Here is a 24,086-nt window from a genome sequence, read left to right on the forward strand (position 1 = left end):
ATCCGGTTCTCCGCCGTAATCTTACTATCAATAGATTAAAGTTCTCCCCCTAATCTTTAAATCTTGACGTCTTCCTGTACTGGATCGGCTTTTCCGGCACCCTTTTCTCAAATTCCCTCAGGAAATGATGATAATGCACATAACCGATATCCTCCGCGATGGAACGGACCGTATCGTCGGAATACCGGAGTCTCCTCTTGGCTTCTTCAATCCGCATGTCGTGGATACATTCGATGATGCCGATACCGTTTCTTCATAAAAGCCTGACCCAAATAGACCGGGTTCATAAAAAACTGCTCTCCGATCTCTTTAATGTTAATCGACTTTCGGTAATTCTCCTGGATGTAGCATTCGATCCCGCGAAGCGGATGACCGTAGCTAGCTTCCTTATGCTTCCGCAACCGGGTCATAAATTCGGTTAAGTAAGCATGCAGGATGTGCTCCAGCCCCGCAAGTGAATTCGGCTCCATCCGGAGAAACCCGCGAAGCTGCTGTCCTATATCCGTGGCAGCCCCCAGTTCCCGGAGCACCTCCATACTCTTCAGCACGAGGTTGATGCTTATCATGCGCACTACTTCCGGTGCGGTCATGGTTTCCCGTAGAAATTGGAACAGTCCTTGCAGAATTCGAAAAGTTTCCTGCTCCTGCAGCCTTTCGGCGGCGGCCAGCAATTGCTCAACTGTAGCCATGGCTTGCAAGTCGTAGCTGACCTCCATCTCGCTCACGATCTCATAATTGACCAGACCGGCATCAGTGTGGAAGAAGTGGTAAACCGAAACCTCCACCGCACCCGAATAGGAATGGGCCAAATCACGGAGAAATGAAACAGTTGGACCCACCGACACGCTGCAATTCGTCCCCCGCTTCCGAAGTTCGCTGCAGACTTTCTCCGCCATCTCTCGTGCCAATTCAGTTCCCTGGACCACCAAGCCGAATTGGCTCCCGTACAGATCGATGAACATACTTTGTGGGGATAGATCCAAAGCTTTGCAGAAATCCAAGTCGTCCCCCTTCAAACCTTCAATAAGAACGAATCTCCAACTTCCTGCCTGCCGGTCCAGTTGTTCGATCAGTTTCGATCCAATAACGTCCGGCTCTTGGACCTCCCCTCGCAGAAGCTGGGCAAGCATGACTGGTAAGTGTCGGCGGGATACCAGTTCCTTCTGATATTTCGAACGGACGCACTCAATCGTAAGTTCGTCTGGGAATACTGTAAATCGGCAGCGGGCTAAAACAAGTCCGAATTTCCTCTTCATACTTTTCATGAATTTCACCTGGCTTCAGCAATGACCATTTTTTCCGGATTAATCACCATTTTAGTAAATTAGGATAGCTAAGCAGTTTTAATGTTTTCCAATAGCAGCGGCAACACTCGTTTTCCCAACTCAATTGGCAACCCCCTATTTTTATTACGATTTCGTACTATTTATGCAAAAAAATTTATAATGATTAATCGTCAATCGCTATTTTACGCAATTTAGCATCTTGAGTTCCGTTCTCTTTCTTTTCATTCCCTTGCAAGGCTTTCCCGACTTTCACGACCAACGAGAGGAACTGTTGAAGCTCATCATTACTGAGTGCAGACTGAACGCGTAGGAACATATTTTCCATGATCGCTCTTGCCTGCAAGGCTAATTCCTTTCCTTCCGCGGTTAGTTGAACAAGAATGATCCGTTGATCCTTATCAGAATGAGCGCGATTTATAAGTCCTTTGCGAACGAGTCGTTTAACCAGACTTGTAACTGTACTCAGAGGTGCCCCTAACTCTGTAGCAAGCACGGAAGTTGACATTTCACCACGGAAGTGCAGAACCAACAATGCTGAAAGATCGGAACGGTTCACTTCCTGTTCAAATTTAGCCGTTTCAGATAATAAACTCAAAGGTCTGAGGCCGTTTTGCAAAAATAACTCTAACATTCGATCTAACACTTGCTGTACCTCCATGCCTAAGAAAGAAGATTAATTTAACAGTTTGATCTTACTACGATTTCGTAACATTTTGCAAGTACAAATAGGTTACGATCAAAATGTTTTTTTAGAAGTATAAAAAATAAGCCTTCACACTGTTTTCAGTGTAACATTCAAGTTTCTACCATTTTATCACATTATGTCTAACCAGAAAGCTGCTATTTCCCAACATCACCTTCACTTTTGAAATACACTCCGCAGCCTCCCGTTTCACCTTAATCGTACCAATTAATGGAGTGAGCTTTAATAAGATTTCATAACATTTATTATGTTAACAAATTTTCAAGTTCCACTTTATTTACGAAATTAACGATTTTAATTACTAAGAAAGCCATAATTTCAAACAAAAAAAATAACCTGTTAGTCAGGTTATCTTTTAAAGTTCAAACATAAATCAAGTACCACAAAAGGTTCGGTAAGGCTGTGTTGATTGTGTAGGCAGTGTGTAATCAGCCTGTTCGGGGGAGTGCGCATAGGGTCTTGAAAGAACATCAAGAAGCCGCTCCATCACGCTATAGTCTCCTTGTTCCACCGCGGCTTCTAATGCGTCTTCTACCCGGTGGTTACGGGGGATTATCGCAGGATTGCTGCTGCGCATCAACTGATTTGAGGAGTCTTTTGTTTCCTGCTGCCTGCCTAGTCTCGCCTGCCACTGCTCATGCCACTGATCAAATTCCGTGGTACCGAACAGGGCTGTCTCGTCTGGCTTATCAAAAGTTAATGCCCAGAAAGTATTGGTATAGTCCGCACTATACTTCTGCATCATAGTGAGCAGGTCTTTAATAAGAGATTCATCCTGCTGTTCTTCATGAAAGATTCCCAGTTTTGCCCTCATGCCTGCGAACCAATTACGGTGATACACCTCGGAAAAACTTGCAATCGCATCCTCAGCTAGTTTGAGAGCCTGTGCCTCGTCGTCATGAAGCAACGGTAGTAGGGTTTCAGCAAATCTGGCGAGATTCCATGCAGCAATATATGGCTGGTTACCATAGGCATAGCGGCCCTGCTTATCAATGGAACTGAATACCGTTGCCGGATCATAGGCATCCATGAAGGCACAAGGACCGTAATCAATGGTTTCTCCACTAATCGCCATGTTGTCGGTGTTCATCACCCCATGAATAAAGCCAACGAGCTGCCATTTGGAGATGAGTACGGCCTGACGCTTGATCACTTCTTGAAGTAGTAAAAGGATGCGGTTCTCATCAGCAGCTTCAATTTCTGGAAAATGTCTTTGCAAGGTGTAATCAGCCAGAGCTTTGAGATCCTGGGCAGTGCCAAATTTAGAAGCATACTGAAAGGTTGCGACGCGCAGATGACTGGCAGCTACGCGGGTAAGAATGGCACCGGGCTGCTCGGTTTCACGGATTATCGACTCACCGGTTGTTACCACCGCTAGGCTGCGTGTGGTAGGAATACCAAGCGCATGCATGGCTTCACTGATGATGTATTCACGCAGCATCGGTCCAAGTGCCGCTCGACCATCGCCCCCGCGGGAGTATGGCGTCCTACCTGAGCCCTTCAGCTGAATATCAACCCGCATACCTTCAGGAGTGATCTGTTCGCCAAGCAGATGAGCCCGGCCGTCCCCTAACCGGTTAAAATGCCCGAATTGATGCCCTGCATAGGCTTGGGCGAGAGGCAAAGCCCCTTCGGGAATCAGGTTGCCGGCCAACGCCGCTGCACCATCATTGCTTTGCAGCGATTGGACGGATAACCCCAAGGATGTTGCCAACTGATCATTAAGAATAATTATCTTCGGTAAGCGAACAGGAGTTGGATTAAGTCTGGTAAAAAGTGATTCCGGCAGACGAGCATAACTGTTGTCGAAGTTCCATCCTGTTTCTATCATTGTTTTTTTCTCTGTCATCGTAGCTCCTTTTTCATTTGTCTTTTTGTATCTTATATTATCACAGTTCTACGCCATCAACTGCAACGCTTTGTTAGCTCCTACTATTATGTCCAATAGTGATGACTACACTTCCCTTTTTGTGTCCTTTATCTACATAACGGTGAGCCTCAGCAGTCTGCTCCAACGGATAGCGTTGATCGATGACCGATTTTATCTTCCCCGACTCATATAGCTCTTTAAGGAAGATTAGATTTTCTTTATTCTGAATTAAGCCTGCAGTCACAAATATGGCTTTTTTGCCGCCGATCATTGAAGTCCATAACATTTGCAGCACAATGGACAACGTAGGGACAGTAGAAAGATAGACTCCACTTTGCGTTAGCGATCCTTTACATTGAGCAAATGAACGCTTGCCTACCGCGTCGAAAATAACGTCATAGGACTGACTTGCTTGTGTAAAATCCTCTTTGGTATAGTCAATGACCTTATCAGCTCCCAGTGACTTAACCAAACTAATATTCGTGGAACTGCATACCCCGGTAACTTCTGCCCCATAGAACTTGGCAAGCTGTATCGCATGAATACCTACCGATCCGGAAGCGCCATTGATCAGGACTTTTTGTCCGCTTTGAATCTTTGCCTTATCTCTAAGGAAAGTCAACGCAGTTGTTGCCCCATCGACGACGGCGACGGCTTCTTCATAGGACATAGAGGACGATTTGATTGCTAGTGGGGCGTCTTCAGGCAGACATTTGTACTCGGCATGAGTACCAGAGATCTTTGCACTTAAACCAAAAACCTGGTCACCTTCTTTATATAATTGCACATCCTTTCCTACTGCCTCGATTTCCCCTGCTAGCTCAAACCCCAGTATTGGGTTTCTCGGTTTGCGAAGACCGTAGATAAGTCTGACAATATACGGGTCGCCCTTTCGAAAGGCGCAATCAGCAGGCCCTACTGTTGCCGCGCATACTCTGATTCGTACTTCATTGTCCTTGGGGGTAGGCTTTTCTACCTCCATAAGTTGAAGAACATCCGGTGATCCGTACTTGGTGCATACAATTGCTTTCATTCGGGATTCCCTCCTACTCTGTATTTCCATGCAGCGAAGTTGTTGTGTAATAAATGTAAAGTATTATATACATAATGTAATTTATTATATACGTCATGTCAAGATTAATATACATTAAATGACGAAGAAATTAGGGAATACACGATGCCTTTTTTGTTTTTCCACTGGTCATTTTTCCAGACAAACTCTCATAAGGTGTTAATTGAACCATTGAACCATTCTACATGAGGCAGGTGAACATAATGTCCGATCAGAACGATCATGGATCGAAGTATTTTGAGAAAATGTTGAATATCATTGATGTCGGTGTTCATCTGATTGATAACAAGGGAATAACCATTTTTTATAATGATAAGATGGCTGAAACCGATGGTTTTAAGCGAGAACAAGTTGTAGGAAAGAACTTCTTCGACCTATTTCCTTCCTTAACGAATGAAACAAGCACCTTCATTAAAGTTCTGCAAACTGGTATAGAAATACGAGAAAAAATACAAACATACGTGAGCGTAACGGGGAAACGGATCACTACCATTAACAGCACGTATCCTCTTTTGGAAAATGGTGAAATCATCGGTGCCTTAGAAGTGGCAAAGGATATAACAAGCATTGTTCATCTCCACGACCAAATCCTTGATCTCAGGCATCAAATCTACGAATCACCATCAAAAGATAAGAAAAACGCAAGCTCCGCTCGATACCATTTCAGTGATTTAATTGGCAAAAGCGAAACCTTCTTACATACCGTCTCTTTCGCCAAAAAGGCATCTCGTACTAGCTCGCCTGTTTTGATATCCGGACCTACCGGTACTGGTAAAGAATTGTTCGCCCAGAGCATACACAATGCCGGAGCCCGCCGAAACCGTCTATTTATTGCTCAAAATTGCGCGGCAGTCCCCAACGAGCTGATGGAAGGTATTATGTTCGGAACTGCGAGAGGAGCGTTTACTGGCGCTATTGACCGAGCTGGTTTATTTGAGCAAGCTAGCGGCGGAACTCTTTTTCTGGATGAGTTAAATAGCTTGGATTTATTTTTGCAGGCCAAATTATTGCGGGTACTTCAAGACGGGATCGTTCGCCGAGTCGGGGGAACCCAGGAACAGCAAGTCGATGTCCGCATCATTACAGCCATGAATATAGACCCGAAGGAAGCATTAGACAAAGCATTGCTGCGCAGCGATCTTTTCTACCGGCTAAACGTCGTGAATCTGTACCTTCCACCACTTGTGCAAAGAAAAGAAGATATTCCTATCCTCACTTACCACTTTATTGATAAATTTAATCACGTATTCGGCATGAAAATAACAGGCATTTCCCCAGCTGCAATGAATTGCTTAATGAACTACCATTGGCCCGGCAATATACGGGAATTAAGCCATGCCATCGAATCCACCTACAATATGATGGAACTGGAATGTGAAATCATTGAAGAAAGTCACCTTCCCGCTTATTTCATGGGGAATCATATAAAAACCGCATCTCCCACCCGGCTATCCGCTCCGTGGAGTGACGAAATGACAACAATCTCAGCAGGTAGATTAACAGATAAAGTGAGGCAAATGGAAAAGGAAACCATCACGGATGCATTAGAAAATCATCAATATAACATCACTCTCACCGCACAAGCTCTAGGAATCAAGCGCCAAGCTTTACAGTATAAACTGAGCCGCTACGGCATCGTGAAAAAGCCCTAAACATCATTAGTTCAGACTCCGACAGGAGTCCTTTTTGCTTTTCAGTTTGTGGTGAAAAGTTGGCATGCTTTTTGCATCCTCCTATTATAAGAAGGCATCATTACTGGAGGTGCAATAATGGAACGACGTGACTGGAAGCAAGTTGATCTATGGAAAAATGTAACGGATGAGCAATGGAATGATTGGCTTTGGCAGCTGACACATACCATTCGTACCTTGGAAGATCTGAAGAAAGTAGTGAATTTAACCCCCGAGGAAGAAGAGGGTGTTCGCATTTCAACGCAAACCATTCCATTAAATATTACCCCTTATTACGCTTCATTGATGAATCCAGATGACCCGCGATGCCCGATTCGCATGCAATCTGTTCCCATTTCCGCCGAATTATTGAAAACTAAGTATGATCTCGAGGATCCCCTATACGAGGACGAAGACTCCCCTACCCCTGGTTTAACACATCGTTACCCTGACAGGGTTCTATTTCTGGTAACGAATCAATGTTCGATGTACTGCAGATACTGCACACGCCGCCGCTTCTCCGGCCAGGTGGGCATGGGGGTTCCCAAAAAACAATTGGATGATGCGATTGCTTATATTCGAAATACGCCCGAGGTGCGTGACGTTCTGCTTTCTGGCGGGGATGGACTATTGATTAACGACAATATTTTGGAGTATATTTTGAAAAATTTACGAGCGATTCCCCATGTTGAGATCATTCGTATCGGTACGAGGGCCCCGGTTGTTTTCCCGCAACGGATTACGGAGCATTTGTGCAGCATTATCAAAAAATATCACCCGGTTTGGCTGAATACCCATTTTAATCATCCTTTGGAAATGACGGACGAAGCGAAAAAGTCCTGCGAAATGCTAGCTAATGCCGGAGTCCCTTTAGGCAATCAGTCGGTGATTCTGGCCGGTATTAACGACAGTACCTATATTATGAAAAAACTCATGCATGATCTTGTGAAAATACGTGTTCGTCCTTACTATATTTATCAATGCGATTTATCCGAAGGGATCGGTCATTTCCGGGCACCTGTTTCCAAAGGTTTGGAAATTATCGAATCGCTTCGCGGCCACACCTCAGGGTATGCGGTACCAACTTTCGTCGTCGACGCTCCAGGAGGCGGCGGGAAAATTGCGCTTCAGCCTAACTATTTAATCTCGCAAAGCCAGGATAAGGTCATTCTGCGTAATTACGAAGGTGTCATAGTCGGTTACCCCGAGCCGAAAAACTATGAACCAGGCCGTGCAGACGAATATTTCAACGAAATCTACGGCATCGAGAAACAGCCGGAAAGCACCGGAATTATTTCGCTCATGAAAGATGAAAAATTTAACCTAGTGCCAGAAAATTTGCGCCGGATTGGCAGAAGGAAAATTTATCAAGATACACCGGAGCACGCATCGTTGAAGGAACGTCGGCCAAAGAGGGATGAAATGAAAGACAAATTGATGAAAGCGCAGCAGAAAGAGATTAAAAAGGATAAAGAGAGAAACGAAAATAAAGAGGATAAAGAGAGTATTCCAAATACGGAGAACTGAGTGTTTGAAAAAACCAGAGGCTTTACGTCAGGTTCTTCGTATAGATCAACCTTCATACACGTTGGCGGCATTGGGAGCGGGTTCCTGCCAACCATTGGAAAGCTCTTGAAAGGGAACGACGATTCGTTATTATGCTTGAAAGCACCTGTTTGGCTAGAGAAGCGGAACGTCGATCCCTTATATCCGCTTTAATTGCCATATTAGAAACAAAAACGGCAAAATAACGTATTAAATGTCACAAAAAAAGACCTCGCCCACGTCAATCATCAATCGTGTGGGTGAGATCTTTTTCCCATGTGTAGACTACTTTTTAAATCATGTCAATTTCAGCTCCGTCAAAACCACACCAATGAATCAGGGTCAATGCGATAATCTCCGCTGCCTCAAACACATGATCCAGCACAATGTGCTCGTTAGGATAATGGGCCACTTGTGTGATGCCTGGGCCGAAAACGATACAAGGTGTTTCGCCGAGCTGCGTCAGCAAACCGCCGTCTGTTCCCCATGGCGATGCTTCAATCGTAGGTTCTTCTTGCTTAACCTCCCGATATTGCTCCATCAGAACCCGCATCAAATCATGCCCTGGATCCACGCTGCCTGGGACCCACCGGGCTCCAAACCATTCAACTGAAACCGGATGTTCTTCAAACCAAGGATCTTTTCCCTTAAGCCCCTCCATCCAACGGGTCATTTCCTCTTTAGCTTCATCAAGCTTTTCCTCAGGTGCTACGCCCATTCTTCCCTCTAACTTTACAGTGTCCGCAACGGAAGAAGGCCAATTGCCTCCTTGAATGACACCTATATTAATAGGGATAGGAATAGGATTTTGAGCGTACAAAGGATCCGAGATCCGAGCATTTCTTTGCTCCTCAAGCTCCCGGATATGCTGCATCACAATCATGCTTTTCTCAATGGCACTAACCCCTTCGTACCTGGTTCCGCCATGAGCTGAACGGCCTTTGACCTCAATACGGAACCACATAGAGCCCTGCTGCTTCGGAAATATGCGTAAATTGGTAGGCTCCGGAATAAGGGCCGCATCTGCTCGATATCCCTTCACAATCGCAGCCAATGTCCCTACCCCTCCGCTTTCCTCTTCAATGACGCTTTGAACAATGACGTCACCATTCAACCTAATGCTAAGACTCTGAATAGCCTCCACAGCAAGAAGGAGAGAGAGATTTCCGCCTTTCATATCCGTTGCTCCGCGTCCATACAGCTTCCCGTCCATCACATTGCCGCTAAATGGATCATCTTGCCATTGATCTCGATTTCCTTCCGGAACGACATCTATATGACCGTTGAGTAGGATAGAACGTCCCCCTCCGGAACCTTTCATTACTCCGACTACATTGGGACTGCCTGTAAACCGTTTTCTAGGAGAACAAAAATAAGGATGTGTCTCAAGGGTCTCTCCATCCGGCTCCCATACATCCACGTCCAGTCTCAACTCACGAAATTTATCAGCAATTAAGGCCTGGACCTCCTTCTCATTGCCTTGTGTGCTGGGGATTCTGACCATCTTCTGCAGAAAACAGGTTCCTTCTTCACGATGAAGCCTAATCCACTCATGAATTTGCTTTTGCAGTTCAGCGTTCAGATTGGGCAAAGGAATTCCCTCCTTCAGATATGCATAAGAAATTGAGTTTGTAACACACGTTTATGGAATGTACGAGATGTTCTCCGGAATGATTAATTCAGCTTCCGTGTGATTTACAACGTCCTCTACCGTATAAGGAAGCATGATTTCTTTTAAAAGCAATCCTTGATCCGTGACCTTCATCACGGCCATTTCCGTAATAATCAATTTGACGCATGTCTGCGCTGTTAGCGGCAAGTCACATTGTTTTTTAACCTTGGATTCCCCCTGCCGATTGACATGGTTCATAAGAACGATGACTTTTTTGGCTTTTTGCGCAAGCTCCATCGCCCCTCCGATCCCTGCCACCCGCTTCCCCGGCCACGATCCAATTGGCCAAATCCCCACGCTCACTGACCTCTAGCGCACCAAGAATCGAGATATCGATACATCCCCTGCGAATCATGGCAAAAGCAATGCTGCTATCGCAGTAGGAAGCACCATTAGTAATCGTGACGGGGTATCCGCCTGCGTTACAGAGAAAAGCATCTTCTTCCCCAGGAAGCGGGGCGCCCCCTGCAGCCAAAATTCCATTTTCCGCATGAAAAACAACATGAATGCCTTCAGGGACGTAATCTGCAACCTGGGTCGGGATGCCGATTCCTAGATTGACAGCCATGCCGTCCTTTAATTCTTGAGCAGCCCGCTTTGCTATTCGGACGCGGGTTTCTTTTCCCATACCCATTCCCAAGTCACCCCTCTGCTCAATATCACCATATCTACGAAAATCCCCGGCGTTACAATGTTTTCGGGGTCAAGTTCGCCTAGCGGTACAATCTCATCAACTTCAGCAATCGTAAATTTCCCGGCCATGGCAACCAATGGATTTAGGTTTCTTCCGCTTTTATCATAGACAAGATTCCCGTAAGTATCGGCTTTTTTCGCATGAACAATGGCAACGTCTGCCGTCAGTGCCGGCTCCACCAGATAATTTTTCTCGTCGATAGAAACAGTCGCCTTTCCCTGCTCCATGATCGTTCCGACACCGACATCCACCAATATCCCGCCAAGACCTACGCCGCCTGCCCGAATTTTTTCCGCCAACGTTCCTTGCGGGTAAAACACTACCTCCATCGTCCCTTCCTCCATCCTTAGGCCGGCGTTAGGATTGGAGCCGATATGGGAGGCAATCACCTTCTTTACTCTGCCTGCTGTGATTAAGCGACCTATGCCGATCTGCGGAAACCCGGTATCATTCCCAATGATCGTTAAATCTTTAATCCCCTTTTGCAAAATACCTTCGATCATCGTTGGAGGCGTTCCTATGCCGCCAAACCCGCCATACATCAACGTACAGCCATCGTTTATCGCTAGAAGTGCCTCTTCCAAGGTCCTTACTTTTCCGTCTATGACATGTGCGTTCTCACGTGGGATCATCATTTCTCCTCCAATACGAGTCGGGTAACTCAACCATAACTTCCCGAATGGATGCATCCAAAATCAGCACGAGCTGGTCGATTTCTTCTTCTGTAATCACAAAAGGTGGAGCCACTATAATGACATCCCCTACCCCGTCCATCGCGCCTGCCGCAGGGTACACGAGAAGGCCTTTTTGAAAGGCTTTTTCGACGATTCGAGAGGTGACACCTAGCCCTGATGGAAACGACTTCTTGTCGGTCCGATCGGAAACAAATTCCATGGCCAGAAGAAGTCCTTGGCCCCTTACATCGCCGATGATCTCGATCCCGTCAGCCATTTGGCGCATCTGGCCCAGCAAATAACTGCCATTGATCTCTGCTGCCCTGACTAACTGATGCTTTTCGATATAGGCGAGAACCGCCAGTGAAACTGCCGCTGATTGCGGATTTGCGCTGTAAGTGTGGCCGGACATGATGCTTTTGGATCCCTGCAAAATGGGTTCCATCACGTGATCTTTAACCAACGTTGCTGCCATTGGTGTATATCCGGCGCTCATGCCTTTTCCTAGAGCCATCAGATCCGGTTCGACGCCATAATGCTCCATGCCGAACATAGCTCCTGTACGGGCAATTCCCGTCATGACCTCATCGGCGATAAAAAGAATCTCATTCCGTTCGCAGATCTCCTTGATCTTCTTGTAATATCCTTCAGGTGGAACAATAGCACCACCTGCAGCACCAATGATCGGCTCTGCTATGAATGCGGCGATATGTTCGGCGCCGATCCGCTTTATGGCGGTTTCCAAATCGTCCGCACACGCTAACTTGCAATCCGGATAGGCCTTGTTCAAGGGACAGTGGTAGCAATAAGGGGGGACGACAACTGGAAAGTCCTCTAATAACGGAATAAATCGTCTTCTTCTAAGTACATGGCCTGACATCGAAAGAGCGCCCATCGTTATACCGTGATAGCTCATCCTTCTTGAAATAACTTTATTTTTTCCTTGGCGACCCTTCTCCTGCCAGTGCTGGATGGCAATCTTCATCGCCGTCTCCGTTGCTTCGGATCCGCTGTTCACAAAGAAAGCCCAGTAATCATTGCCTGGCGCCAAATCACTTAGCTTCTTCGCCAGCTTTTCGGCTGGTTCACTTGTAAACTGAGAACGGTAGACAAAAGAGACCTTGCCCGCTTGCTCCAGCATCGCATCGATGATTTCTTGAACCCCGTGCCCGATTCCGGCTGTCACAGCCCCCGACGATGCGTCTATATAGGCTTTGCCTTGATCATCGTACAAAAAGACGCCTTTTCCATATTGAATGGTGGGATAATGGTGATCCAAAACCGGCTTGATTAAATGCTCCCGCTTCATAAGGCTCCCCCCATTGTAACCATCGCTACGGTTTTATTTGAGAAACATATTCTTAACCCGCGGAGCCTTCAACAGATCTTCATAACGAAATGAGGTTCCAAGCGCGGACACATCATGCCAATATAATGTCTCTTCAATTTGCTGCGCGGTGCTCTCCAAAACGTAAGTACGGCAGTTGGAACATTCGATAGCGGGGACTTCCAAAATCTGAACCGCCACTCTCCCATCCGGCATGACCCAGTAGCAATCTTTCACGCTTTCACGGATATCCTCCGTTTCACACCACATGCACTTCATATGCTTCCTCCTCAATGTACCCCACAAAGTGAAGTAATGCTTCGAAGCTTAGTCCTATTACTTTGCGGGGGCCCCAGAATTTATTTGTTTAGAACATTCTTATCGCTACCTGATTACTATGCAAAATACATACCAACTTTTCGAAGTAGGCATCTAACTTCTGCAGGGTAGGTTATCGCGGGAAAAGCCGCCAATTATTTGGCAGTAGCTATATTTTTGGCAGCAAAAAATTAGAATTCATACGGTATTGCGTGCTTGCAGCACAAACCATGATCTCGTTTTGCAGTTGGCACCATTTTTGCAAATAACTGAATAGAACCATTTTAGGGAGAAAGGGGAATGCAGGATGCCTAATAATCAGCCAACGTATACGAATCAAGTTGAGAAAGGCGACGATTATACGGTAAGCTTTTGCCTCGATTTTTTTAACAAAAGGCTGCGGGTGGATGACTATCTGGGAAATGTGGATGCCGTCTGCAAGAGGATAGGTGAAATTGCCAAAGCCAATGCTTTGACCAAAGTGTTTATTAAATCGAGAGAGGATGATTGGCAAACCTTTCTATCCAAAGGCTGCATGCTGGAGGGAATTTATAAAGGATATTTCAACGGTGGCGATGCTTACTGTATGGCTCTTTATAATGATCTTGAGCGGCGGACTAGCGACTATTGGATGGAGGAAGATCAAATTCTAAAGCAAGTGCTAGCTCTTCCCCTCAAGCCGGATCGGCCCTTGGTTCCTGAATACTATACACTGCGTATAGCTCGGATGGAGGATGCTGAGCGGCTTTCTGTTTTATACGATCAAATATTTCAAACGTACCCGACACCGATGAATGATCCTTTTTACGTCGAAAAAACCATGCGCGAGGGAACGATTTATTATCTCGTAGAATCGCCGGATCAACTGATTAGCGCCGCCTCCGCTGAGATCAATACGGTCTACGCCAATGCGGAAATGACGGATTGCGCCACACTCCCTGCTTATCGAAATCAAGGACTCATGAGACTTCTTATGCATGCCTTGGAAGATGAATTAATCGCACGAAACATCACTTGTGCTTACTCCTTATCCAGAGCCCTTTCTTTCGGTATGAATGCCGTTTTCTTCCAGATGGGATACCGTTATTACGGCAGACTAACGAAAAATTGCGATATCTACGATAAATTTGAGGACATGAATTTGTGGGCCAAAATGCTGAAGTGATTTTGACCCCTTTAGAAACTATATGCGTTTTCTTCTCAGGGAAGAAGAAATGCCTAACTCCTCCCGATATTTGGTTACCGTACGGCGAGAAATTTGAATGCCTTCCTTCATCATTAACTCTGTCAGCTTCTGGTCGGAGTAAGGCTTGGCGTGGTTTTCCCCATGGATCCATTCCTTTATTCTCGCTTTTACGTGCTCCGAGGACGCTGAATCTCCAAGGTTCATTTGCAAACCGGAGGGGAAAAAGTATTTCAACTCGAAGATGCCCCATGGGGTTTGGGCATATTTTCCAGACGTTGCACGGCTGACCGTCGATTCATGTACGCCCAATTTATCGGCAATTCGCTTCAAAGTCATCGGTTTGAGATTGGAAGTTCCCTTCCAGAAAAAATCGGTCTGTTCCTCCACAATAGCTTGCGATACGCGATATATGGTCTTTCGTCTTTGCTCCAAACACTTCAGGAAGAACATCGCTGAATTTAATTTACCAAAGAGGAACTTTGTTGCTTCGTTATTGTCGCTGCTATCCTTCACCATTCGTTCGTAATAACCATTAACGGAGAGGCGGGGCGACGCTGTTTGATGAATCAACACAACGAGCTGTTCACCTGCCTTCTCGATGATGACCTCGGGAATGATATAATGAATAGCTTCTGTGTGAAAAGCTGCACCGGGTCTAGGATTCAGCCCTTTGATCACATCGATCGCAGCCTGAAGTTCTTGTGCTGTCACTTGCAGCATCGTCGACAATTTATGAATGCGATAATCCGCAACATCCTTTAGATGATTACGAATTAGTAAGGATACTAACGGAAAGTACTTCGACAAGGACTGGACCTGAAGAAGCAGACATTCTCTCAAATTTCTTGCTCCCACGCCGATGGGCTCAAAGCCCTGCAAGATCCTTAGGGCAAGCTCCGCTTGAGCAAGATCGACCTTACATACGTCGGATATTTCATTTAAGGAAGGTACAAGATATCCATTATCATCCAGATTTCCGATCATAAACGCGATCATTTTACGAATGGATGGCTGGATCTTTTTTACAAAGCCCAACTGCTCCTTTAAATGCCTTTCCAAGGATACCTCGTTTGATGCTGCGTGATGAATGGGGTCATAGATGTGTTCACGCCTGACTGATGCAGTATGGAATTTATGCGAGGCGTTATAAGCATCCCATTCGTTTCCGCTGAATTCCAATACCGGGTTATCATTCATCTCCTGCTGGACAACCTCCAGCAATTCCGGTGTCGAGAGTTGCAGTATCGTTATGGCTTTTCGCAATTGCGGAGTCATTCGCATTTTTACGGCTTGTTGTTGGAACATTCCGTATCCTGGGCGCATGTACATCACCCCTTTATGTTTTTGCTTTGCTTATATATGTATTCAAGTACGAACCCTTTTTGTCCATTTCGACTAGAAAAGAAAGAAGACGCCGTTTGAAATATTGACGTCTTCTCCTATTACACTACGATATAGTCCACAATGCGATCAAGTAGTTTGCGCTCGCATTGAGTATGGATGCCGCATGTCGGAGCGGTTGAGCCGTAGACAGACTCGGTTACTACCGTATCCGATACAGCAACGTAAGCATTTGCCTCGTTATAATTGCTGCCGACCTCCCAGTGGCCCCACATGATATATTTCTTTGTTTTCTCATTGTACATTACATTAGGCCGCTCGATCTTAGCGTTTGTGAGGTTGGCCGGATCGGACGCAATCGTGAGCGCCTGATTGCGGAACTCCCATTGGATCAAATCCTTAGATGCATATACGGATACCGCCTTAAACAAAGCCGAATTGTGGCTCTTGTCTTCACCGAACCAATAGTACGTGTCGCCCGATTTGATGACGCCGCCGCCATGGGCTTGCATCACATTGCCGTCCGTGTCTAACCAAGGGATGCCGTTGGCAATATTCCCCTACTCCGTCGGGTCAGGGATTGGATCATCCGAATCCGTTGGCGTGACCGTGGTCGTCTCGCTTGCAGCTTCAGACAGATTCGATTCATCAAAGGACATTTCCTCTGCTGCCTTATAGGACACTTTGTCGACGTGCCGGCCACATTTTTGCTGAGTTCGACTCTGGCTTCACTTGTCTTGTTTACTCTGAACATATAGTAATTGCTTGCATCTGTGTATCGGACTACAATACCGAGATAAGCGCCTCCATCCGTCAGCTTCACCCTAAACAGTCGGTGCACTTGCGGATGCAGATGGTAAAGCGATGACTGGATACACCATCGAAAGGATCTGAATAGCCGTCAAGATCTTCGTTCGAAGGTTATAAAACTTCATCATACTATGTACCCCCTTAACTATTCACTCATTTAGAATAAAAAAAGCTCGTAAGATCATCATCTTACGAGCTGTTTGAACACTGCGCTAGCTCCAGTAACGCCTTGACACGCAGTGCTCTTTGGCTAACTTATAGCTGCTTAAATCCACAATTTCAATTGATTTGATCGATTCAGGGGAATGGATCATCTGATTGTCTCCAGCGTAAATCCCCACATGGTGAATAGCTCCCTTGCCTTCTTCATAAGCGAAAAAGAGCAAATCCCCCGGTTCCAGTTGTTCCTTTGCAATGAGCGTTCCCTGCTTAGCTTGGTCAGAGGCGTCTCTTGGAATCGAAATCCCAAAATATCTGTGCATGCTATATGCAAAACCGGAGCAATCGTAGCCAAATGAGGACATTCCGCCCCATAAATAAGGCAGATCAAGAAATCTTCTCCCCTGCTCCACGATTCCACGTCCGATGTGGCCTTCACTAGGCTCGGGGATCAGAGAGCCATCGATCAGGCGAACCTCGTTCACTTTTAAACAACCAGCACCCTCTGGCGTCTTCACCTTTACCCATTCTTCGGTTTCATCAAGGACAGGAAGAGAGGTCAGATAGCTCAACTCGATCGAGCGTTCGGACGGATTCCGATACAGCCACGCTTGAGCTGTTATCACTTCCGCTCTCTTCGAGCCCGCATAGGCTTCCGACTCTCTAACTAGCTGGCATCTTGGCACCCAGCCGGGGTAGCCTAAAGCTTCCTTGCGTGTTCCCTGCTGCGGAATGAGCACTTTGATCCAATCTTCCAGTTCTTCCATGACAAGAACGTAGGTACCATAAAGAATTTGAGTCTGAATCCGGTTCCCTTCCCACAAGTCCAGCTTATCGTCCAAAGTCATGCTGCTCAGCCATACTCTGATTTCGGCTGGATGCTTCAATGCAGGCTCATCCATTAGCCGAGGAGATTCCGGCTTCGTCCAAACCGTTGCGACGGAAACACCGACTGTCATCCGTTTCTGCATACTCATGACCACCCCACAACACTTTCGCTGGGGACCACATCCCGAATGCCAAGGCCTGCTTCTTTTGGGAAGGTCATCATTCTGCCGTCATATTTCACACCGCCAACCACAATATCGTTAAGCATCATTAAAGGAGCATCGAAATCAAAACGGGTAATGTTCTTCTTGCTAGCTGCCAGATGAGCTGCTGCTGTTACAGCCACACGAGATTCGATCATGCTTCCCACCATGCACTCGACACCGAATTCTTCTGCGATATGGTTAATAATTTGCGCTTTGTAAATACCGCCGGATTTCATCAGTTTGATATTAATCAGATCGGCTGCGCGGTGTTTCAGCACTTCGAAGGCTTGTGCCGGAGAAAATACACTCTCATCTGCCATAATGGGGGTTTCCACACTATCTGTAACCATTTTCAGCCCTTCAATGTCGTTAGCTTTCACTGGCTGTTCTACCAATTCAATATCAAGCCCCAAATCCTCCATGCGGCGGATAGTCCGGATGGCGTCCTTTACCTGCCACCCCTGATTCGCATCTATGCGTATTTTCACACTGCTGCCGACACAACTGCGGATTTCCTTAATTCTTTCGATATCCTCTTGGATAACATCTTTGCCAACCTTTATCTTCAGTACATTGAAGCCTTCCTGCACATAACGGATAGCGTCTTCTCCCATTTCCTTAGGTGAATTGACGCTTACCGTGTAATCTGTCTCTATCTGATCCTTATATCCACCTAGGAACTGGTACAATGGCAAACCGCAATACTGCGCGACCAGATCGTATATAGCCATATCTACTGCCGCTTTGGCACTGCTGCTGCCTATCATCGAATGATGAATCTCCTGCAGAATGCGCTCGTACGCCAGTACGTTTTTGCCAATAAGTAAGGGGGTGAACGTATTTACAATAGACGAATGGATACTATCCAAGCTGTCGCCGGTGATTACGATCGTTGCCGGTGCCTCTCCCCATCCGATCCTGCCATCGTTAGCTTGAATCCGAACGATGATAGACTCCGTTTTATACACCGTACGCAGTGCTGTTTTAAATGGCTTAATGAGCGGAGTCGATTGCCGCATTACTTCAACACTTTGAATGTTCATGTTTGCCTCCTGAAAGTTTTGTGCAGCTATGCAAGCGAAGCGGGCTTATGCCACAAAACGACTTCGGAAGCATAAGCTTATGCCTCTACACCGAGTTCCATACATGCCAGCAGCTTATCGTACGTACTCATTCTTGCTCCTATGCCCATCGGAACCGCAATGTTGGGAGAGCAGTGGCCGATCTTAAATCCAGCGAGTGTCGGCTTCCCTGCAGAAACGATGTGATCGTTAAATATTTGCTCTAAAGTAAGCGACACTTTCCGTTTGTTCGGCACGCAATTGTTAAAATCGCAGATCAGAATGCCGGCTGCTTCAGCGAATTTACCTGCTAGTCTTAACTGGTTTAACATCCGATCCAACCTATAGGGCTCTTCGTCAATATCTTCAATAAAAAGGAGTTTCCCCCTCGTGTGCAGCTCATAAGGAGTTGCAAGCGTACTAACAATCAAGGAAATGTTCCCTCCCACGAGGGCCCCGCACGCTTCTCCTTCAACTAAGGTTTGCAGAGGGGAAATCTCCTCCGTATAGCGAAGAACGGAAGGGCGAAGAAGCGTCTCATAATTTTGAATCGTGAGCGGGTGCACATCCTCTTTTCCCAGATCGATCAACATCGGACCATGAAAAGTAACCAAACCCGCTAAACGACCTATCGCCGCATGTAGAAAGGTAATATCGCTATAACCCCAGAAAATCTTCGGATTAGCGCGAATGAGTTCATAGTCCAGCAAATCTGCCATTCTCCCGGTACCGTAACCGCCACGCGCACAAATGATCGCTTTGATCGTCGGATCGGCGAACATTTCGTTCAATTCCGCTGCCCGCTGCTCATCCGTTCCTGCCAGATAGCCATGCTGCATAGAGAGGGTATTTCCCAGCCGCACATGGAGCCCCAGCTCCTCCAGATAGGACGAAGCCGCTTTCACTTGATCCTTGTCAGACCAACTAGCCGGCGCCGTTATGGCTACCGTATCGCCAGGGCTTAACCGCCTAGGCTTTATAAGCTCAACCATCAAGGCACTCCTTACCCGCATGAAAAAAAGGGAGAAGCACCTCTTACAGGTGCATCCCTTGATCATCCGATTTTATTTTAAATCCGCCCACTTAAAGTCGAGGAAGCCGAAAGCGTGTCTAACGACGCCTTCCAATTTGTCGCTTTGCAGGTAAGTGGAATTATAGAAGTAAAGCGGCAGAACCGGAGCTTCGTCCATTAAAATCTTCTCCGCATCATGCATCATTTTGTATCGTTTAGCCTCATCCGATTCTACATATGCGTCTTTGATCAATTTATCATAAGAAGCGTTAACCCACCCTGTTCGGCTGAACGGATTCGTCGATTGGAAGCCGTCCAGGAAGTTGATCGGATCGGCAAAGTCCGGGAGGAACGAAGAACGTGACAATTGCAGCTGCAGAGCCTTTTGTTCGGTAGTCAGAACTTTTCCTTCTTTGTTTGCCAGTTTCACATCGATACCTAAGTTATCTTTGAGCATAGCTTGAAGCGTTTGAGCAATTCGTTGACTCACATCGTTCGTATTATAAGTCAAAGTAACTTCTGGCAGCTTCGTGTATCCGGCTTCCTGCATCCCTTTGTCCAATAGCTTTTTCGCTTCGGCCGCATCAAACTTGATTAGGCTGCCGCCAACCTTGCGGAAGTCTCCACCCGCAGGATCCTTGAGTCCAGGAGATACATAACCGTCTGCCGGTTTCTGCTTTTGCTTTAATACCAAATCTACAAGCTTCTGTCTGTCTACAGCCCCAACAAAAGCTTTACGAATGTTGACGTTATTGAAAGGTGCCATTTTCACATTAAAGCGGTAGAACGCAGTTCCTGCAGCATCTTCAACCTTCACTTTGTTTTCTGCAAACAATTTATCGCTCATGTCAGCCGGAATGGATCCGGTTGTATGAAGCTCGCCAGTAGTGAAGAGCTGGTAAGCGGTGTTGGTATCATTGATCATTTTGAAAGTAACACCCGTCAGTTTTACGTTTGCGGCATCCCAGTACTGGTCGTTTTTCACCATTTTCAGCTCACTATCGTGCTTCCATTCGGTAATTTTGAACGGCCCGTTACTTACAATCGTAGCCGCTTCGCCGGCCCATTTGGCGTTGCTTTCTACTGTTGCCTTATGTACCGGGAAGAACGCCGGACTGGATACCATGCCAATCAACCAAGAAGCAGGCTGTGTCAAAGTAACTTCAAGTGTCTTGTCGTCCAGAGCCTTAATTTTCACATCGCCCGCAGTACCCTTACCGGAGTTGAAAGCTTCTGCACCTTCAATAGGATATGCGAGGAAAGCTGCGTCAGAAGCAGTTTTCGGATCCAACAGACGCTTCCATGCATACTCAAAGTCGGCAGCTTTTACCGGATCTCCATTGGACCACTTAATGCTGTCACGAAGCGTGAACGTGTACTTTTTCCCATCAGGAGTGACTTTCCACTCTTTCGCCATAGCTGGCTCAGGAGACTGGTTCTTGCCAAGACGCGTCAATCCCTCAAACGCATTATTGACAACGTCGTAAGAAACTTGGTCAAATCCTTTCGGAGGATCGAGGGATGTTGGTTCTTTTAAATTGTTGTAAAGGAGGATTTTGGACTTCGTTTCTTTGGCTGCTTCCGTCTGCTTGGCTCCAGACTCTTGCGTTCCGGACCCTGGATCTTTGCTGCATCCGGCTAGTAACGTACTGAATACCAATACGGAGCTGATTAGCATTGCTGAAACTTTTTTCATGAGCACTTCTCCCCTTCGTTCATGGTCTTATTTATCCTAGAGCCGACATCATGTTACTCTTCATCGGCGGCTGGAATACAAATTGAGAGCGCGGATCCTGAAGCCAACAGGCAACCGAATGGCTGCTCGATACAGCAGTCTGCTCCGGCTGATAGGCACCGCATACTTCCATGGCATAACTGCAGCGCGCTGCAAAACCACAGCCTTGTGGCGGAGCAAACAAATCCGGCGGTGTTCCAGCAATTGGAGTGAGCGGAAGTGACTTATCCGTGTCTAGACGCGGCATGGAAGCCAGCAGCCCTTTGGTGTAGGGATGCTGCGGATTGTGGAACAGCTCATCCACTGTCCCTGCTTCAACGACCTTACCGGCATACATCACATTGACCCGATCGGCCATATTCGCAACAACACCAAGGTCATGCGTGATGATGATAATGGAAACACCGGTTTTCTTCTGGAGCATTTTGAACAGCTCAATGATTTGGGCCTGAATGGTGACATCCAGTGCCGTAGTCGGCTCGTCCGCAATAAGAACGGAAGGTTTGCATACCGCTGCGATAGCGATCATAATCCGTTGTCTCATGCCACCGCTGAACTCATGCAAATATTGCTTCAAACGCATCTCGGGGTTGGAAATACCTACCAGACCGAGCATTTCAGTTGCTTGCTTACGGGCTTCTGCACGCGATATTTTCTGATGGCGGATGATTCCTTCCATAATCTGCTCACCTATGGAGATGGTGGGGTTTAAGGCTGTCATCGCATCTTGGAAAATCATTGAAATTTCAGAGCCTCTCAGCTCTCGCAGCTGCTTCTCACTGAGTAATGTCAGTTCCCTGCCCTTATAGCGGATACTGCCTTGGCTGATCTTCGAGCTATGCTCGGGAAGAAGGCGCGTCATGCTGCGGGCAGTTACACTTTTACCACAGCCGGACTCGCCTACGATAGCCAAAGTCTCTCCCTTACTTAGCGTAAAACTGACTCCGCGGACCGCCTTCACTTCTCCACCATGTGTGGTGAACGAGACATGAAGATTGTCCACTTCCAATAGAACGTCGGACATGTTCGTTGCATTCACGTTGGCTACCTCCTCCTCTTCGGATTAAAAGCGTCCTGCAATCCATCGCCCACCAGATTAAAAGCAAGCATGGTCATCGATATGAAAAACGCCGGATAGAACAGCCGCCACCACTGACCTGACAAAATGGTCGACAGACCGTCGTTGGCCATGACGCCCCAGCTTGCCAAGGGAGGCTGAATACCTAAGCCAAGAAAGCTTAAGAACGCTTCTGCGAAGATGGCTGATGGCACCGAGAACGTCACTTGCACGATAATGACTCCTAGCGCGTTGGGTAATAAATGTTTGCGGATAATATAACCCGCACCTCCGCCTAACGTCCTTGCCGCCAGCACGTACTCCGATGATTTCAAACTAAGCACTTGTCCGCGCACGATGCGTGCCATTCCGATCCAGCCTGTGGCACTTAAAGCCACGATGATAGTTAATAGGCCTGGACCCATGACTACCATCAACAGGATGACGACAAGCAAATAAGGGATCCCGTATAAAAGATCAACGAACCGCATCATAAGATTGTCGATCCTTCCGCCTAAGTAACCAGCGATGCCGCCATAAATAATGCCGATGACGAAATCGATCAAAGCAGCCATGAGGCCGATAAATAGCGAGATGCGTGCTCCGTAAAGGATACGGGCATAGACGTCGCGTCCAAGTTCATCCGTACCGAACCAGTGGGCTGCAGATGGATTTTGATTGGCATCGAGCAGCACCTGTTTCGAGTAGCTATGGTCGGTAAGGAACGGTCCAAGGATGGCCAGTAGCGACATCAATAGAACGATGATTAACCCCACCATGGCCAGTTTGTTTGCACGAAGCCTAATCCATGCTTCCTGCCAGAACGACAGCCGTATTCGGACAATCGCTTCAGCCGTACCGTTACTCTTGCTCATTGGGACAAATAAGGAATCTGGAACGTTCATCCTACCCCTCCTTCCTGTGCAGTTTGATGCGGGGGTCAATGATGCCGTAGGCGATATCCACCAGAAACATCATAAAGACTAAAAGAGCGCTATAGAAGACAGTCGTGCCCATAATAAGCGAGTAATCCCGATTATTAATGCCATCAACGAAATATTTGCCCATTCCCGGAATGGCGAATATCTTTTCGATAACGAAGCTCCCTGTGAGAACGTTGGCTACCAAAGCGCCAAGCAGTGTGATGACCGGAAGTACCGCATTACGGAGCGCGTGCTTAATGACAATCGTTGCGGGCGACAGTCCTTTGGCCCTTGCCGTTTCAATGTAGTCTGCCGTCAACACTTCCAGCATGCTGGCCCTTGTCAATCTTGCAATGATCGCAAGAGGCCCAGTCGATAACGCAAGTGCAGGCAGGATGACATGTTTCCAGGTTCCCCATGTAGCTACGGGAAGGAGCTTCCATTCGACTGCTACATATTTGATCAGCAAGGTCGCCACAATGAAGTTGGGTACCGCAATGCCAATAACGGCGAAGATCATGGCGAGGTAGTCTATGATTCGGTTCTGCCTCAATGCTGCGACTGTGCCGAGTGCGATACCGGTTACGATAGAAATAAGGATGGACACGATACCGAGCTTAAACGATACTGGAAATCCCCGGCTGATCATGGAATTGACGGTATCGGGGAAGTGGCCGATGGAAGGTCCAAGGTCCAATGAAAGCAGCGATTTTAAATAAAGCAGGTACTGAGTCGTAATGGGTTGGTCCAAATGGTAAAATTCCATCATGTTCTGAACCGCCGTCGGATTCGAATTCTTGCCCTCCTTTTCGAATGGCGACCCCGGAACAGCATGCATCAGTGCAAAAGTAACCGTAATAATTAGCCACAGTGTGACAATCATGGAGATAAATCTGCGAAGAATATATTGTGTCACGCTATCACCCACTCCCGCTTT

The 24,086-nt window shown here is 46.8% G+C and carries 22 protein-coding genes and 1 pseudogene; 4 read left to right on the forward strand and 19 right to left on the reverse strand.

Annotated features, from left to right (window positions below):
• Positions 1–49: 49 nt before the first annotated feature.
• From QFZ77_RS37975 to QFZ77_RS23855, 5 genes are all read right to left on the reverse strand, one after another.
• Positions 50–217 carry a helix-turn-helix domain-containing protein gene (locus tag QFZ77_RS37975; protein ID WP_373462645.1) on the reverse strand — a complete coding sequence of 56 codons (168 nt, stop codon included), beginning with the start codon at positions 215–217 and terminating at the stop codon, positions 50–52.
• Positions 207–1,265: a hypothetical protein gene (locus QFZ77_RS23840; RefSeq protein WP_307443182.1), complete on the reverse strand. Its 1,059-nt coding sequence runs from the start codon at positions 1,263–1,265 to the stop codon at positions 207–209. The genes QFZ77_RS37975 and QFZ77_RS23840 overlap by 11 nt, the downstream gene beginning before the upstream one ends.
• A gap of 184 nt (positions 1,266–1,449) precedes the next feature.
• Complete coding sequence (locus QFZ77_RS23845; protein ID WP_307443183.1) at positions 1,450–1,929, reverse strand: MarR family winged helix-turn-helix transcriptional regulator; 480 nt, start codon at positions 1,927–1,929, stop codon at positions 1,450–1,452.
• A gap of 433 nt (positions 1,930–2,362) precedes the next feature.
• Positions 2,363–3,838 (reverse strand): protein adenylyltransferase SelO, encoded by a 1,476-nt coding sequence (locus tag QFZ77_RS23850; protein ID WP_307443185.1) that lies wholly within the window; start codon positions 3,836–3,838, stop codon positions 2,363–2,365.
• Positions 3,839–3,911: 73 nt separating this feature from the next.
• Positions 3,912–4,892 (reverse strand): NAD(P)-dependent alcohol dehydrogenase, encoded by a 981-nt coding sequence (locus QFZ77_RS23855; protein ID WP_307443187.1) that lies wholly within the window; start codon positions 4,890–4,892, stop codon positions 3,912–3,914.
• Between the two features lie 242 nt (positions 4,893–5,134).
• Between QFZ77_RS23855 and QFZ77_RS23860 the strand changes: the two genes are divergently transcribed.
• From QFZ77_RS23860 to QFZ77_RS23870, 3 genes are all read left to right on the forward strand, one after another.
• Complete coding sequence (locus QFZ77_RS23860; RefSeq protein ID WP_307443189.1) at positions 5,135–6,583, forward strand: sigma-54 interaction domain-containing protein; 1,449 nt, start codon at positions 5,135–5,137, stop codon at positions 6,581–6,583.
• A 117-nt stretch (positions 6,584–6,700) separates the two neighbouring features.
• Positions 6,701–8,128 carry a lysine 2,3-aminomutase gene (kamA, locus tag QFZ77_RS23865; protein ID WP_307443190.1) on the forward strand — a complete coding sequence of 476 codons (1,428 nt, stop codon included), beginning with the start codon at positions 6,701–6,703 and terminating at the stop codon, positions 8,126–8,128.
• Positions 8,129–8,320 carry a hypothetical protein gene (locus tag QFZ77_RS23870; RefSeq protein WP_307443192.1) on the forward strand — a complete coding sequence of 64 codons (192 nt, stop codon included), beginning with the start codon at positions 8,129–8,131 and terminating at the stop codon, positions 8,318–8,320.
• 118 nt (positions 8,321–8,438) lie between these two features.
• Here the strand turns inward: QFZ77_RS23870 and QFZ77_RS23875 are convergent, their stop codons facing one another.
• The 5 genes and pseudogenes from QFZ77_RS23875 to QFZ77_RS23895 all read right to left on the reverse strand — a co-directional run bounded on the left by QFZ77_RS23875 (position 8,439) and on the right by QFZ77_RS23895 (position 12,792).
• Positions 8,439–9,737 carry a peptidase gene (locus QFZ77_RS23875; protein WP_373462646.1) on the reverse strand — a complete coding sequence of 433 codons (1,299 nt, stop codon included), beginning with the start codon at positions 9,735–9,737 and terminating at the stop codon, positions 8,439–8,441.
• Between the two features lie 51 nt (positions 9,738–9,788).
• Positions 9,789–10,452, reverse strand: a pseudogene (locus QFZ77_RS23880) (3-oxoacid CoA-transferase subunit B).
• Complete coding sequence (locus QFZ77_RS23885; RefSeq protein WP_307443194.1) at positions 10,419–11,147, reverse strand: CoA transferase subunit A; 729 nt, start codon at positions 11,145–11,147, stop codon at positions 10,419–10,421. The pseudogene QFZ77_RS23880 and the gene QFZ77_RS23885 overlap by 34 nt, the downstream one beginning before the upstream one ends.
• Complete coding sequence (locus tag QFZ77_RS23890; protein ID WP_307443196.1) at positions 11,131–12,495, reverse strand: aspartate aminotransferase family protein; 1,365 nt, start codon at positions 12,493–12,495, stop codon at positions 11,131–11,133. Before QFZ77_RS23890 ends, QFZ77_RS23885 begins: the two co-directional genes overlap by 17 nt.
• A gap of 33 nt (positions 12,496–12,528) precedes the next feature.
• Positions 12,529–12,792, reverse strand: a complete 264-nt coding sequence (locus QFZ77_RS23895) for a YokU family protein (RefSeq protein ID WP_307443198.1) — start codon at positions 12,790–12,792, stop codon at positions 12,529–12,531.
• A 346-nt stretch (positions 12,793–13,138) separates the two neighbouring features.
• Between QFZ77_RS23895 and ablB the strand changes: the two genes are divergently transcribed.
• Positions 13,139–13,996, forward strand: a complete 858-nt coding sequence (gene ablB, locus QFZ77_RS23900) for a putative beta-lysine N-acetyltransferase (protein WP_307443200.1) — start codon at positions 13,139–13,141, stop codon at positions 13,994–13,996.
• A gap of 18 nt (positions 13,997–14,014) precedes the next feature.
• On the opposite strand, the gene rpoN is transcribed toward ablB, so the two are convergent.
• The 9 genes from rpoN to QFZ77_RS23945 form a co-directional block, all read right to left on the reverse strand.
• Positions 14,015–15,340 (reverse strand): RNA polymerase factor sigma-54, encoded by a 1,326-nt coding sequence (rpoN, locus tag QFZ77_RS23905; RefSeq protein ID WP_307443201.1) that lies wholly within the window; start codon positions 15,338–15,340, stop codon positions 14,015–14,017.
• 119 nt (positions 15,341–15,459) lie between these two features.
• Positions 15,460–15,873: a glycoside hydrolase family protein gene (locus tag QFZ77_RS23910; protein ID WP_307443203.1), complete on the reverse strand. Its 414-nt coding sequence runs from the start codon at positions 15,871–15,873 to the stop codon at positions 15,460–15,462.
• A 507-nt stretch (positions 15,874–16,380) separates the two neighbouring features.
• Positions 16,381–17,304, reverse strand: coding sequence for a C40 family peptidase (locus QFZ77_RS23915; protein WP_373462647.1), 924 nt, complete (start codon positions 17,302–17,304; stop codon positions 16,381–16,383).
• Positions 17,301–18,404 (reverse strand): dipeptide epimerase, encoded by a 1,104-nt coding sequence (locus tag QFZ77_RS23920; RefSeq protein WP_307443206.1) that lies wholly within the window; start codon positions 18,402–18,404, stop codon positions 17,301–17,303. The genes QFZ77_RS23915 and QFZ77_RS23920 overlap by 4 nt, the downstream gene beginning before the upstream one ends.
• 77 nt (positions 18,405–18,481) lie before the next feature.
• Positions 18,482–19,414, reverse strand: a complete 933-nt coding sequence (locus tag QFZ77_RS23925; RefSeq protein WP_307443208.1) for a S66 peptidase family protein — start codon at positions 19,412–19,414, stop codon at positions 18,482–18,484.
• Between the two features lie 72 nt (positions 19,415–19,486).
• The gene (locus QFZ77_RS23930) at positions 19,487–21,130 is read right to left on the reverse strand and encodes a peptide ABC transporter substrate-binding protein (protein WP_307443209.1); all 1,644 of its coding nucleotides are present in this window, start codon (positions 21,128–21,130) and stop codon (positions 19,487–19,489) included.
• Positions 21,131–21,161: 31 nt separating this feature from the next.
• Positions 21,162–22,193 (reverse strand): ABC transporter ATP-binding protein, encoded by a 1,032-nt coding sequence (locus tag QFZ77_RS23935; RefSeq protein ID WP_307449788.1) that lies wholly within the window; start codon positions 22,191–22,193, stop codon positions 21,162–21,164.
• A 20-nt stretch (positions 22,194–22,213) separates the two neighbouring features.
• Positions 22,214–23,131, reverse strand: coding sequence for an ABC transporter permease (locus tag QFZ77_RS23940; RefSeq protein ID WP_307443211.1), 918 nt, complete (start codon positions 23,129–23,131; stop codon positions 22,214–22,216).
• A 1-nt stretch (position 23,132) separates the two neighbouring features.
• Positions 23,133–24,065 (reverse strand): ABC transporter permease, encoded by a 933-nt coding sequence (locus QFZ77_RS23945; RefSeq protein ID WP_307443212.1) that lies wholly within the window; start codon positions 24,063–24,065, stop codon positions 23,133–23,135.
• Between the last annotated feature and the right edge of the window lie 21 nt (positions 24,066–24,086).

The sequence above is a fragment of the Paenibacillus sp. V4I3 genome (assembly GCF_030817215.1).
Classification (GTDB): domain Bacteria; phylum Bacillota; class Bacilli; order Paenibacillales; family NBRC-103111; genus Paenibacillus_E.

Bases quoted from the DNA above. Each gene is read 5' to 3' on its own strand.
- QFZ77_RS37975 (WP_373462645.1), bottom strand. From the start codon at position 217: ATGCGGATTGAAGAAGCCAAGAGGAGACTCCGGTATTCCGACGATACG.
- QFZ77_RS23840 (WP_307443182.1), bottom strand. From the start codon at position 1,265: ATGAAAAGTATGAAGAGGAAATTCGGACTTGTTTTAGCCCGCTGCCGA.
- QFZ77_RS23850 (WP_307443185.1), bottom strand. From the start codon at position 3,838: ATGACAGAGAAAAAAACAATGATAGAAACAGGATGGAACTTCGACAAC.
- QFZ77_RS23855 (WP_307443187.1), bottom strand. From the start codon at position 4,892: ATGAAAGCAATTGTATGCACCAAGTACGGATCACCGGATGTTCTTCAA.
- QFZ77_RS23860 (WP_307443189.1), top strand. From the start codon at position 5,135: ATGTCCGATCAGAACGATCATGGATCGAAGTATTTTGAGAAAATGTTG.
- kamA (WP_307443190.1), top strand. From the start codon at position 6,701: ATGGAACGACGTGACTGGAAGCAAGTTGATCTATGGAAAAATGTAACG.
- QFZ77_RS23885 (WP_307443194.1), bottom strand. From the start codon at position 11,147: ATGATGATCCCACGTGAGAACGCACATGTCATAGACGGAAAAGTAAGG.
- QFZ77_RS23890 (WP_307443196.1), bottom strand. From the start codon at position 12,495: ATGAAGCGGGAGCATTTAATCAAGCCGGTTTTGGATCACCATTATCCC.
- QFZ77_RS23895 (WP_307443198.1), bottom strand. From the start codon at position 12,792: ATGAAGTGCATGTGGTGTGAAACGGAGGATATCCGTGAAAGCGTGAAA.
- ablB (WP_307443200.1), top strand. From the start codon at position 13,139: ATGCCTAATAATCAGCCAACGTATACGAATCAAGTTGAGAAAGGCGAC.
- rpoN (WP_307443201.1), bottom strand. From the start codon at position 15,340: ATGCGCCCAGGATACGGAATGTTCCAACAACAAGCCGTAAAAATGCGA.
- QFZ77_RS23915 (WP_373462647.1), bottom strand. From the start codon at position 17,304: ATGAGTATGCAGAAACGGATGACAGTCGGTGTTTCCGTCGCAACGGTT.
- QFZ77_RS23920 (WP_307443206.1), bottom strand. From the start codon at position 18,404: ATGAACATTCAAAGTGTTGAAGTAATGCGGCAATCGACTCCGCTCATT.
- QFZ77_RS23925 (WP_307443208.1), bottom strand. From the start codon at position 19,414: ATGGTTGAGCTTATAAAGCCTAGGCGGTTAAGCCCTGGCGATACGGTA.
- QFZ77_RS23930 (WP_307443209.1), bottom strand. From the start codon at position 21,130: ATGAAAAAAGTTTCAGCAATGCTAATCAGCTCCGTATTGGTATTCAGT.
- QFZ77_RS23935 (WP_307449788.1), bottom strand. From the start codon at position 22,193: ATGTCCGACGTTCTATTGGAAGTGGACAATCTTCATGTCTCGTTCACC.
- QFZ77_RS23940 (WP_307443211.1), bottom strand. From the start codon at position 23,131: ATGAACGTTCCAGATTCCTTATTTGTCCCAATGAGCAAGAGTAACGGT.